Genomic DNA, 11,964 nt, shown 5'->3' on the forward strand with positions numbered 1-11,964 from the left:
CGGGAACAGATGGGTGGGCCGGCAGGTGCAACAAGCCACCCCAACCACGCGCAAGCTACGGGTTATCCGGCACTGGAAACCGGGGTGCCAATCAGGTACGTCACTTCGGACCCCCAGCGGTGGCGCACCCGGCCTGCTTCCCACGCAAACGTGCCGGCCGGGTCGGCGCGGTGCGCCAGCTGCAGCAACTGGCCCGGCGGATACATGCGCAGGATACTCACGCACCCATCCCAGATTGTGAACAGCGGAATCAGGGGGATGCAGTACGTAAAGAACAGCCGGCTCAGGCTGAATGGCCGGATGAAGGGCGTAATCAGAAGCTGGGCTACCGGCAGTACTGTTAGGGCCAGTAGTATCTCAAACCAATGCTTGCCGGCTCCTTCAAACACCCCAATACCCGTTCGGCAACTGACGGCATCAGCCAGCAGAGCCTCCGCGGCAGCGGGGGGGAAGTGGTGGAAAGCGGAAAAAACTACCCGAAACCCCGGCATACCAGCCGGTACGGCGGTAGCATCCACGGCCTGGGGCTCGGCCTCCAGACCGGGGTTGGTGGCCAGCAGCTCCTGCCAGGCTGCCGGCTGGGGGTACAAGTCGGTGAGGCGGATGCGGGCGGTGGGCAAGCCGGTAGCGCGCAGCTGCCGTAGTACGCCGGCTGTGCCGCCACCGGCCCCGGCGCACAGCTCTAGTATCTGGTGCTGCCCCGTATGCAACAGCGCCTTCCGCAGCAGCGGCACTATGGGCTGATAAATGCGCAAGGCCGAAATCATGAACCGGAGGTAGTCCATCATACCCGCCCGAATCACCCGGGGAAACCACGGCAAATCTTCAAACTCAAATAGCTGGAGACGAAGCTTCATCGGGCTACTTACGCTGAAGCCTGCTAGGAAGCTGCCTTCGGCGAGCTAAAAGAGCGGGCAGCGGCTGTGGCAGCTACTCCATAGCAGTTACTACCTGGCGCTGAGCCGGCCCGTAAAGCCAGAACACCGTTAGTACAGCCGCCACCCCATACGGCAACGACATGGGCAGTAGAGCCCGTAAAGAATCAACGGGGGAGAGAAGGACCAGCAACTGGTTGGTAAGCAGAAACAGCAGCAGTATTCCGCCCAGGGCCATGCTGCGGCGCGACCAGCCCGGCTTCACCTGGCTCATTACCGTGAAAAAAGGAATAACCAACGGTACAACAGCCAGCGAAATAATGGCGGCCACCATTCCGGCCAGCAGGGCAATAGAGTAATCGGTTAGTCGCTCGGCTGCAAAATCGAGCAGCAGCCACAAGGTGCCGCCCACGTTGCTGAGCAGCCACAAGATTAGGGTCCGGATGGTAGTGGAGTGACTGGTAGTGGCGTAGTGATATAGCATAGCAGTGGGAGGTAAAAAGTGAAACTGCGGCCGCCGCCAGGGTAGCAGCTTGGCCAGATATACGAATGCGTAAAATGCACTGGTTTGATTTAAACTTGTTTTTTGTTGGGAATACAGGTTTCAGAATGGGACGAGCGCAGCCAGACGGCAGCCACCACCGAAGACAGCAACCAAGGCAGGCTGAGCCCGAAGAATAGCTGGAACAACAGTCCGATGGGGCGGGAGTGTGCGTTATCGGAACCCAAGGCAAAAACGATTATTAAATACAGAAGCATCAGTAAAAGCACCGTACCCTCCACCACCAGAATAGTCCGCCAGAGAAGGCCCAGCAAGGAAGCAGCGGTGGCAAAAGCCCACTGCATTGCCCAGCGGCGTACCCACGCTCCCAGCAACGCCGGCAGGCCCAGAAAAAGCGTCAGGCCTAGCGCGTACCAGCGGAAATACGCCCCCAGGCCGTCGTTGGGCCTGCTCCAGCCCACGTACTCCTGAACTACCACTTGCCCCAGCAATACCAGCCCCAGGCCCCCAAACCACGACCACCACATGTGCCGCCGGGACAGTTCTTCAAAAGATGAAGTCATAAAAAACAGGATAAGATTGGATAATGCGGATAAATATAGTTGCTTTGTAGCGCAAAGTGCTTTTGCCTGAACTATGACGCAGCCACCTCTCGACCCGCTTGCCCAGCTCACCGAAATCCGCTCCATCATGGAGAGGTCGTCGCGGTTTATCTCGCTCAGCGGCCTGTCGGGGGTGGGGGCAGGAGTAGTAGCTCTACTAGGTGCCGGGGTAGGGCACTGGTATTTGCAGCAGCGCTACGCCGCCGAGGGCTACTCTTACGGGGGCTTTATGCGCCTGCTGCAAAGCACCCCCGAAGAACGCCTGCAGGTGTTGCCGTTTCTGCTATTGCTAGCGGCCGGTATCTTGGGAGGAGCGTTGGCCGTGGCCGTTTTCTTTACCCTGCGGCGGGCCCGCCGGGCCGGGCAGCCGGTATGGAGTGCGCTGGGGCGGCGGCTGGCCCTGAGTCTGGCTATTCCGATAGGAGCGGGTGGCCTGTTCTGCATTGCCTTGTTTGTGCAGGGCGCAGTAGGACTGGTGGTGCCCGGGCTACTGCTGTTCTATGGGCTGGCGCTGCTCAATGCCAGCAAGTATACCCTGGACGAAATCCGCTGGCTGGGCCTCACCGAAATAGGGCTGGGGCTGCTGGCCGTGTTGTTCCCTGGCTTCGGACTGGCGTTCTTTGCCCTCGGTTTCGGCCTGGGCCACATTGGCTACGGCCTGCTGATGTACAACCGGTATGAGCGGTAGGATAGATGTTCGATGGCCCTGCCCACGCAGTGCCCGCCATTCGCCTCCTACATATTGTCCGGCCTTCTGAACGACAGTCTCACTGCTTTACTACTTCACCACTTCACTGCTTGAAACACCTGATTCACACACTCAATAAGGCCTTCGACAACCGGGTACGACTGGGGGTAATGGCCGTGTTGATGGCTAACGAGTCGGTGAGCTTCAACGAGCTGAAAGAGGCCCTGGACCTGACCGACGGCAACCTGGCCAGCCACGTGGCGGCGCTGGAAAAGGCCGGCTACGTGACCGTGAGCAAGCAGTTCATCGGCAAGAAGCCCAACACCACGTATGCCGCATCAGCGGAGGGAAAATCGGCTTTTCAAGAGCATTTGACGGCTCTGGAAAAACTGCTGCGGGGATAAGGAGTCTTTTTTTTGCCTTCATACTTTGAAATACAAAGTTCTTTCAATTATTCGATAAAGCCATGGCTACACTTGTTGCTCCAATCCCAGCCTCCGGGCCCACCGATGCGGTGCGCCGGGCCCCCGCTCCCCTCACGGCCCTGCAGAAGCTGTTAATTCCGGCCGGAGCCGTGCTGTTCGATATTCTGTTCTGGAACCAGGAAACCGGTCTTAACCTGGCGCTGTATACCGCATTTGTGCTGGTGGCCACGCTGGCTGGCCAGGCCCGGCAGGCGGTTGTGTGGCGCTCCGGCTACTTCCGACTAATGGTGGCCGGCACAGTGGTCAGCGCGGGTTGTGTAGTATGGTACGGCTCCGGGGCCGCCCGGCTGGCCTGTCTGGCTTCCTTGGTTATGCTGATAGGCTACGTGAACCAGCCCCACCTGAAGCTGGTAGCTTACGCCCTGCTGACGGGGCTGGGCGGGGCACTACGCGCCGTACCGGCGCTGCTGCCTTATTTGCGGCTGCCGCAGGGCGGGGCCGGCCGCTGGCCCCGCGCCCGGTTTTACGGCCGTCTGCTGGTGCTGCCACTGGTGGTGCTGATAGTCTTTCACATCCTGTTTGTGCTGGCTAACCCGCGTTACGAAGCCTTATCCAGTGCTGTGTTTCGGCAGTTGGGCGAATGGCTGGCGGCGCTGTGGCCAGCCTTTTCGGTGGTGCACGTGCTGTTTTTTCTGCTGGGCTTACTCCTGACGGCGGCGGCGCTGGTAGTGGTGCCGTTTCACTTTTTTCAGGATCAGGAGTCGCGGTTTGGGGAGTTTGTGCGGCGACAGCGCGACCGGGTAGCGTCTTTTGGCGTCCGGCGCCCCGATTTCCGGGTGCGCGCCACCGGGCCCCTGGATTTGCGCAAGGAGTACCTGGCGGCGCTGGCCGTGTTTGGGCTAGTGAATGCGCTGCTGTTGCTGGTCAACTTCATTGATGTGCGCTGGATCTGGCTGGGCTTTACCCCGGAGCCCGGCTTCGACCTCACGCAGTTTGTGCACGAGGGCACCTACGTGCTGATTCTGAGTATTCTGGTGGCTATGGGGATTGTGCTGTGGTTTTTCCGCCGCAACCTCAACTTCTACCAGCCCGGCCTGCCGGCTTTGCGCTGGGGCGCTACCGTGTGGGTGCTGCAAAACCTGGTGCTAACCGTGTCGGTGGGTTTGCGCAACTACTACTACATCCTGCACACGGGCCTGGCTTACAAGCGCATCGGGGTGTACGGGTTTCTGCTGCTCACGGTATTTGGGCTGCTCACGGTGCTGCTCAAAATCTGGCAGCGCCGCTCGGCCTACTCGCTGGTGCGGCTGAACGGACTGGCTGCTTACGGCCTGCTGCTGCTGCTGGCTTTGGGCAACTGGGAAATCTGGATTGCCCGCTACAACCTCAGCCCCCGCTTCCGCACTGTAGATCTGGGTTTCCTGCTGGAAATGCCCGAGCGGGTACTGCCCGAGCTGGCCGCCCGCCAAAGTGTGCTCGACGGGGCCACGCGCATCATCATCAGCCCGCCCGGCAGCTACTATGAAACCACGGCCACGCCCGCGCAGGCCAAAGCCGCCATCCACAACCGCATTACGGCCTGGCAACGCAACTACCCCGAGTACCACCACTGGCAAAGCTGGACCCAGGCAGAGTCCTCGGCCTACGAAGCCCTGCGCGGCCGTTAACCGGCCTGGTTTTCCTTGTTAAACTTTCACGCTAGAAACTATGAATCTTCTGCAAGTAGGTTTTTCCCTGCTGGGCCTGCTCTGGTGCATTGGCAGCATAGCCGCGCTGGCCGCTTTGCTTACCTGGCGGGAGCGGGCCGCCACCTTCGCTGCCCGCACTCGGCGCCTGTTGGCCGTGGTATTACCCTGCGCCACTCTGCTGCTGGCCTCCGTGCTCTGGACGCTGCTGCACGTGATGCTGCTGTGGGGGCAAAGTGGGCCAGCCGTGGCGGTGCGCTAATATGGAAACCGTCATGCCAATTACTCAACCCCACTCCGCCGGCCGCAGCCTCGCAGTTCTGGTGGCCGCCTGCGCCCTGCTCTGGACGTGGTGGCAGATTCCGGGCTGGTACCGCCTGGGCGCGGCCGATGAAGCCGTGCTGGCGCAACTGGTACGGCTGTGGCAGCAGGCGTGGCTGGTAGGCGGCCTGGTAACGGCGGCCAATGCCGTGGTGCTGTACCAGGCCACCCTGCCGCTGGCCCTGCCTTCGTCGCCGGGGAGCCTGCTGGATACGCGTCGTTACGTGCCCAGCCTGGTGTTCTGGCTATGCGTGGTGTTCCACCTGGGGAGTGTGCTGGGTCTGGCGCTGGTAGGAACCGGCCTCATTCACCTCAACCCGCTGTGGCTATGATGAACTGGCTGGATACCCAGGCGGTCCGGCTGTGGCGGTTCGGGCAGGATACGGTGCGGCCGGCCGTACCCCGGGCGGCCTGGCTGCTGGCGGGCATTGCGGTGTTCTGCGTACTTAATCTGCTATTCGAGCAGGAAATCTGGCCGCATCACCCACAGACCGGGGTGTGGTTTGGTGTGACGTTCATCGGGTGCGTGATGAGCTTGCCGTGGCTGGCTGCTTATGCCGCGGCCCGTGTAGCCTGGGAGATTACGGGCTGGTGGAAAGTGGTGTGGCAGCTGGCTACCTGGGGGCTCTACGCCGCGGCTACCGTGTCGGCGCTACTATTTCTTATCCTATGTACCGTGGCGTTACTGTGAGAAATCTATGACTACAGTCAGAAATACGTAATGTGTTCTATGTCCCTATTTCGGGCGCTTTGCCGATGATAGGCGCCCGAAATAGGATATCCTCACCCAAGAAAAGCAGCTGCTTGCTTCTTCGAGGAGTTCTATTCCGGCTTTCGTAACCGAACTCCGGGCAGCCGCGGCGGTGTTACCAAGCTACTTCATAACCTATGGGCCGCTGGCAACTGGTATATTTGCGGCTCCCAAACCGGCCCCGCCGGTTCTGCTCGCCTCACTGCGCCCTGCATGCCTGCTTCTACGCCGTCGAATAAATCCACTTCTGCTCCTGTTGCCCGCCGCTGGCCCAACCGCGTTTCCCGGGCGCTGTGGGCCATTTTTGTGCTGGGGGCCGGTACGTTTCTGCTGTACCCGATTTTGGTAGGCATGAACTTCCTGTTCCTATTCGGGAAGTCGCCGAGCCTGGAAGAGCTGGAAAACCCGCGGGTGGAGCAGCCTTCCCAGGTATTTACCGCCGACGGGGTGCTCATCGGGCGCTACTTCCGCGAAAACCGCTCCCCGGTACCGCTCAGCAAAATGTCGCCCTGGCTGATTAAGGCCCTGGTTTCCACCGAGGATGTACGCTACCAGAGCCACTCCGGTATCGACCCCACGGCCATTGCCCGGGCGGTAGTTGGCGCTGCCACCGGCGGCAGCGGGGGCGGGGGCTCTACCATCACGCAGCAGCTAGCCAAAAACCTCTACAAAACCCGCCGCAAGGAAAATACCGGCCTGCTGGGCCACGTGCCGCTGGTAGGCACCATCATCAGCAAAACGAAGGAGTGGCTCACGGCCGTGGAGCTGGAGCGCCGCTACACCAAGGACGAAATTCTGGCCCTCTACTTCAATACCGTGGAGTATGGCTCCCAGGCCTACGGGGTGAAAGTGGCCGCCAAAACCTTCTATAGCACCTCGCCCGACAGCCTCAGCATCGAGCAGGCCGCCATGCTGGTGGGCATGCTCAACAACCCCACGGCCTTCAACCCCAAGTTTCACCCCCAGGCCGCCAAGCGCCGCCGTGATTTGGTGCTCACGCGCATGGGCCAGGCGGGCGTGCTCACGGCGGCCCAGGTGCAGCAGGAGCAGGCCACGCCCATTGCGCTGCAATACCAGGTAGAAAAGCACGTGGACGGGCCCGAAACCTATTTCCGCGGAGCCATCAGCCAGGCTGTGAACGAGTGGTGCAAAAAGAACGGCTACGATATGTACCGGGACGGTCTGCGCATCTATACCACCATCGACTCGCGCATGCAGGGCTACGCTGAGGAAGCCGTGCAGAAGAAAATGAAGACCCTGCAGCGCACCTTCGACAACTTCTGGCGCAACCGGGACTCCAACCCCTGGGTGGATGAGGACGGCAAGGAAATTCCCGACTTCATTGAAACTCAGATGAAGCGCACCGAGCAGTATAAGGAGCTGGCCGCCCGCTACAAAGGCCGCCCCGACCTGCTGGACTCCGCTTTGCACCGCAAGCATCCCACCAAAGTATTCACCTGGAAAGGCGACGGGGATACGACGCTCATGCTTTCCCCGCTCGATTCGTTGGCGTATTACAAGCACTTCCTGCACGCCGGCATGATGACCATGGACCCCTTCACTGGCCAGGTAAAGGCCTGGGTGGGGGGGCTCAACTACCGCTTCTTCCAGTACGACCACGTAAAGCAGGGTAAACGCCAGGCCGGCTCCACCTTCAAGCCCTTCGTCTACCTTACCGCCCTGGACAACGGTTACTCCCCCTGCGACCGAATCCGGGATGAGCGGGTAACCATCAACTACGTGGAAAACGGCAAGCCCATGGAGTGGCAGCCCGACAACGTAACCCGCGAATATACCGGCATGAACATGACGCTGCGCTACGCCATGGCCCGCTCCGTCAACTCCGTTACGGCCCAACTTACCGAAAAAGTGGGCTGGGATAACGTGGCCAAATACGCCAACAAAGTAGGTATTCGGAGTAAGCTGCTGCCGGTGCCCAGCATCGGGCTGGGCTCGGGGGGGGATGTGAGCGTGTTTGAGATGGTAAACGCCTACAGCACCTTCGTCAACCAGGGCTTCCGCACCGAGCCCATGCTGGTCACGCGCATCGAGGATGTGAACGGCAACGTACTAGCCCAGTTCGACCCTCAGCAAAAGCGCGTAATTCCGGCCGAAACGGCCTGGCTGATGACCTACATGCTGCGTGGCGGCATGGAGGAGCCCGGCGGCACTTCCCAGGCCCTGTGGGACTATGAGCTGTGGAAGAAAAATAACCAGATAGGCGGCAAAACCGGCACCACCAGCAACTACTCCGATGGCTGGTACATGGGCATCACCAAGGATCTGGTAACCGGCGTATGGGTAGGCGGCGAAGACCGGAGCATCCACTTCCTGAACTCCCAGCAGGGCGAAGGCGGCCGCATGGCTCTGCCCATCTTCGGTACCTACATGGAGAAGGTGTACCAGGATCCTGAGCTGGATATCCGGATGGGCCCATTTCCGAAACCCACCGTTACCATCAGCAAGAAGTACGTGTGCACCACCGAGGAGCCGCGCCGTCGCCAGCGCGAGGAGCCCGTGGATACCATCATAGTCGATAACCTGCTGGAAAACCTCAACAACGGTACCACGCCGCTACCCGATAGCCTGGGCGGCAACTAGCCCGCCACAAAGCAGGTGCGTAGCACAGCCCGGATGCATTATGCGTCCGGGCTGTGCTGCTTTTTACGATTCGTGAGCCGCCACAGCCCTACTATGCAAAGCGCCACCGCCCCGGACAGCAACTGAAAAGACGTACGCCAGCCGGCCGCCGCCCTTAGCTGCTGCTGGGGCGCTACGGCATTTCCCCAGGCAATAAATGCATCGGCAATGGGCAACTGGCCCAGCAGGTAAGACTTGCCGTTGTCATTGTGCCAGGGCAGGCCAAACGCCTCAATGCTGTTGCGCAAGCCCAGGGCCGTAGTCGTATCACCGAAACGCTGCATGGTGCGCCGGCCTACCAAAGAAGCAGCTCCACCAACGCCCCAAATAACCGGGCCCGAATCAATGTCTTCGGTAACGGCGGTGCCCTGGGCCGATTCTCGTATGCCCGGCAAGCCTAGCCGGTTTGTCAGAAACAAGGCGTGGTAACGCTGGAAATGCGGCCGCGCGTAGGCGGAGTCAATTTCAATCAGAAAGTTGAGCAGCTGGCTTTGCGAGGAGCCACGCGCGGGCGTGCGCACGGCGCCCGAGCCAGCCTCTACTTCGTGCGGAACCAGCTGGTGAGCATCCAACCGGGAGGATACAGCCCCTAGCCACTGCTGAATAACAGCGGGGTACTGCGGGGGCTCCAGCCGGTCGTGCCAGGCCAGGGCGGCGGCGCACATGACGCCATCGGCCGGCCAGGCAGCGCCCCGGTACGACTCCGGAAAAGGTGAAGAACTGTTGTTGAGGGCCGTAGCAATCAACGCGCACTGCTGCCTGAACCGCTGAACCGCCGCCGTGTCGCGCTGGGCCGGCGGCAGCGCGTGCAGGTAGCGCCCCAGGCAGTACGCCGACCAACCTTGGTAAAAAGCTCCATAAGGCAAAGGCAGCTCCGGCTCGAAGATGGATTGCGCCGTTGGGCTCTGGATTTCGCGCAATGCCCACTCTGTTTCCCGCCGGGCCTGTTTGTGCAATGCTGAGCCGGCCGCCAGATGTGGCAGCAGCTCAGTCCAGGTAAGGGCATACAGCGCATTCAGGTACACGAAGCCTTCGGGATAGAACGCCTGCATGTGCTCACCAGCCCCGTCGTGCATGCGGCCTTGCAAAAACTGCAACTGCGCCACCACTTCCTGATTAACGGGGAAGCCCTGCACCGCTTCCAGTTGGGGCGTGTACAGCAGCTGCCAATTCAGGTAAGCCAATACCACCAGCCCGCCAGCCAGCAGAAACCGAACAACAGCACGCACCGCGGCAGCCTATTCCTCCCCGTAAAACGACTCCAGCGCGCCGCGCAGCTGTGGATGCTCGAAGGTGAAGCCCTGCTGTAACGTTTTCTCGGCGCTTACGCGCTGGGAGGCCAGCACAATCTCACTCATTTCGCCCATCATCAGCTTCAGACCAAACTCTGGTACTTTGGGCAATACCAACGGGCGGTGCAGCACGTCGGCCAGGGTGCGGGTAAACTCCTGGTTGGTCACGGGGTTAGGGGCCACGGCATTATAAGTACCCACCCAACGCGCGTCTTCCAGGGCCTGAATAAACAGGCGGCACAGGTCGTCGAGGTGAATCCAGGACATGTATTGCTTGCCCGAGCCTAAGGGTGCCCCCGCCATCAGCTTCACCGTGCGGGCCAGCGGCACCAGGGCCCCACCTTCCGGGCTTAGCACGATACCAATGCGGAAAATAGCCGTCCGAACGCCGTACTCGGCCACGCCCTGAGCAGCGGCTTCCCAGCGCTGGCACACTTCAGCCAGAAAGTCGCCCTCGGCCGGCGGGGTTTCCTCGTTTACAATCTGGTTGTCCCGGTCGCCGTAGATGCCAATAGCCGAGGCCGATATAAATGCCTGCACATGGTGGTTTTGCTTGGCCAGCTGCCGGGCCATCAGCTGCGTGCCCGCCAGCCTACTCGACAGGATTTCTCGCTTGCGCTCCTGCGTCCACTTGCCATCCGATACGCTGCTGCCCGCCAGGTTAATGATATAATCGGCGTAGGGTACGGCGGCTTCGTCAATGGTACCGGCCAAGGGGTCCCAGCGGAAGCTGCGGAACCGGCCGCTACCGGGAGTCCGGCTCAGCAGGGCCACTTCGTAGCCGCCATCAATCAGCATTTCCGCCAGGCGGGTGCCAATCATTCCGGTGCCCCCGGTAATCAGAACTTTACGGGACATAGTGTATGGTACTTAGCGCGTAAGGCCTGGTGCTGAGCAGCAAGAGCCCCCGTAAGCCGAGCAGGGAGAAGAGTGGTTGTGTGAAATATGCCGACGAAGGTAAAGCAAACCGGCGTCTTGTTGGAAAAGCTCCCGACAAGCCCGGGCGCTACTTGCCAATCAGGCGCATAAACTCCTGACGCAGACTTTCCTGCTGGCCGAAAACGCCCCCGTACTCAGCCGTAATAGTGCTGCTGTTCGTGTCGTTTACACCCCGGCTCATCACGCACAGGTGGTCGGCTTCAATCAGCACGGCCACATTCTCGGTACCCAAAGCCGTTTTCAGTTCCTCGGCAATCTGGCGGGTGAGGCGCTCCTGCACCTGGGGGCGGCGGGCAAAGTACTGCACTACCCGGTTCAGCTTGCTCAGGCCCACCACATTCTCGCCCGGAAGGTAGGCCACGTGCGCCTTGCCAATGATGGGCACAAAATGGTGCTCACAGCAGGAGAAAACCGTAATGTCGCGCTCCACCAGCATGTTCTGGTAGTGGTAGCGGTTCTCAAACAGGCGCACCTCGGGGCGGTGTTTGGGGTCGAGGCCCTTAAACCACTCGTGCACGTACATTTTGGCCACGCGCCGGGGCGTGCCGCTCAGGCTGTCGTCGGTCAGGTCGAGGCCCAGTAGGTGCATAATCTGCTCGAAATGCCCGGCAATGGCCGTTACTTTTTCGTCGTCGCTGAGGGCAAAAGCATCGGCGCGAAGCGGGGTACGCAGGTCGGCGGGCAGCTGCCGGTCGAGGGGAGCGGGGCGGGGGGCGGCTCCGTCCGCGACGGGCGCCGCAGGCACGGGATTATCCATGGTATTCTACAAAATTACGTTCGGTCTCGTACAGCGTGACCGACAGGGCAAACCGCTCCTCCAGGTGGGGGCGCAGCCGGTTCCAGATAACGACGGCAATATTCTCGGCCGTGGGGTTCAACTGCCGGAAATCCTCGGTATCCAGGTTCAGGTTCCGGTGGTCAAAGGTATCCAGAATCTCGCGTTTGATCAGGTCGCTCAGCCGCTTCATATCATACACGTACCCCGTGGCCGGATCAATTTCGCCCGTCAGGCGCACAATCAGCTCGTAGTTATGGCCGTGATAATGAGGGTTGTTGCACTTGCCAAACGTGGCATTGTTCTGCTCCTCGCTCCACGCCGGGTTGTGCAGGCGGTGGGCGGCGTTGAAGTGCTCCTTGCGGCAAACGGTAACAGTCATAGTCAGAATAGAACAGGGCAGAGTTGCGTTTGTTCATCTTGTAAATAAAGGGGTTAGTAGTTGGAGTAGGCCCATTGCATAGGTAAT

General features: G+C 60.6%; 14 protein-coding genes. 7 read left to right on the top strand and 7 right to left on the bottom strand.

The genetic code is table 11. The annotated features are described in order from the left end of the window. Window positions 1-62: 62 nt before the first annotated feature. The 3 genes from ROI90_RS16085 to ROI90_RS16095 form a co-directional block, all read right to left on the bottom strand. Window positions 63-857, bottom strand: coding sequence for a class I SAM-dependent methyltransferase (locus ROI90_RS16085; protein WP_315999380.1), 795 nt, complete (start codon window positions 855-857; stop codon window positions 63-65). Between the two features lie 73 nt (window positions 858-930). After that, window positions 931-1,359, bottom strand: coding sequence for a hypothetical protein (locus ROI90_RS16090; RefSeq protein ID WP_315999381.1), 429 nt, complete (start codon window positions 1,357-1,359; stop codon window positions 931-933). A gap of 89 nt (window positions 1,360-1,448) precedes the next feature. Continuing rightward, on the bottom strand, window positions 1,449-1,940 hold the full coding sequence (locus ROI90_RS16095; protein WP_315999382.1) for a hypothetical protein: 492 nt from the start codon (window positions 1,938-1,940) through the stop codon (window positions 1,449-1,451). Window positions 1,941-2,013: 73 nt separating this feature from the next. Here ROI90_RS16095 and ROI90_RS16100 point away from each other — a divergent pair, with 73 nt between their 5' ends. From ROI90_RS16100 to ROI90_RS16130, 7 genes are all read left to right on the top strand, one after another. Continuing rightward, on the top strand, window positions 2,014-2,667 hold the full coding sequence (locus tag ROI90_RS16100) for a hypothetical protein (RefSeq protein WP_315999383.1): 654 nt from the start codon (window positions 2,014-2,016) through the stop codon (window positions 2,665-2,667). Between the two features lie 110 nt (window positions 2,668-2,777). Continuing rightward, entirely contained in the window at window positions 2,778-3,071 is a 294-nt protein-coding gene (locus tag ROI90_RS16105) for a winged helix-turn-helix domain-containing protein (RefSeq protein WP_315999384.1), read from the top strand. 62 nt (window positions 3,072-3,133) lie between these two features. After that, window positions 3,134-4,759, top strand: a complete 1,626-nt coding sequence (locus ROI90_RS16110) for a DUF4153 domain-containing protein (protein WP_315999385.1) — start codon at window positions 3,134-3,136, stop codon at window positions 4,757-4,759. Window positions 4,760-4,799: 40 nt separating this feature from the next. Beyond that, window positions 4,800-5,039, top strand: coding sequence for a hypothetical protein (locus tag ROI90_RS16115; RefSeq protein ID WP_315999386.1), 240 nt, complete (start codon window positions 4,800-4,802; stop codon window positions 5,037-5,039). A 13-nt stretch (window positions 5,040-5,052) separates the two neighbouring features. Beyond that, a complete protein-coding gene (locus ROI90_RS16120) occupies window positions 5,053-5,430 on the top strand; it encodes a hypothetical protein (RefSeq protein WP_315999387.1) in 378 nt (125 codons plus the stop codon). Beyond that, the gene (locus ROI90_RS16125) at window positions 5,427-5,789 is read left to right on the top strand and encodes a hypothetical protein (RefSeq protein ID WP_315999388.1); all 363 of its coding nucleotides are present in this window, start codon (window positions 5,427-5,429) and stop codon (window positions 5,787-5,789) included. The genes ROI90_RS16120 and ROI90_RS16125 overlap by 4 nt, the downstream gene beginning before the upstream one ends. 273 nt (window positions 5,790-6,062) lie before the next feature. Further along, a complete protein-coding gene (locus tag ROI90_RS16130; RefSeq protein WP_315999389.1) occupies window positions 6,063-8,450 on the top strand; it encodes a transglycosylase domain-containing protein in 2,388 nt (795 codons plus the stop codon). Between the two features lie 38 nt (window positions 8,451-8,488). Here the strand turns inward: ROI90_RS16130 and ROI90_RS16135 are convergent, their stop codons facing one another. From ROI90_RS16135 to ROI90_RS16150, 4 genes are all read right to left on the bottom strand, one after another. Beyond that, window positions 8,489-9,718 carry a hypothetical protein gene (locus ROI90_RS16135; protein WP_315999390.1) on the bottom strand — a complete coding sequence of 410 codons (1,230 nt, stop codon included), beginning with the start codon at window positions 9,716-9,718 and terminating at the stop codon, window positions 8,489-8,491. 9 nt (window positions 9,719-9,727) lie between these two features. After that, complete coding sequence (locus ROI90_RS16140; protein WP_315999391.1) at window positions 9,728-10,639, bottom strand: TIGR01777 family oxidoreductase; 912 nt, start codon at window positions 10,637-10,639, stop codon at window positions 9,728-9,730. 148 nt (window positions 10,640-10,787) lie between these two features. Next, a complete protein-coding gene (gene folE, locus ROI90_RS16145) occupies window positions 10,788-11,477 on the bottom strand; it encodes a GTP cyclohydrolase I FolE (RefSeq protein ID WP_315999392.1) in 690 nt (229 codons plus the stop codon). Next, on the bottom strand, window positions 11,470-11,877 hold the full coding sequence (locus ROI90_RS16150; protein WP_315999393.1) for a 6-pyruvoyl trahydropterin synthase family protein: 408 nt from the start codon (window positions 11,875-11,877) through the stop codon (window positions 11,470-11,472). Before ROI90_RS16150 ends, folE begins: the two co-directional genes overlap by 8 nt. Window positions 11,878-11,964: the final 87 nt, after the last annotated feature.

The sequence above is a fragment of the Hymenobacter endophyticus genome, assembly GCF_032464715.1.
GTDB classification, from domain to species: domain Bacteria; phylum Bacteroidota; class Bacteroidia; order Cytophagales; family Hymenobacteraceae; genus Hymenobacter; species Hymenobacter endophyticus.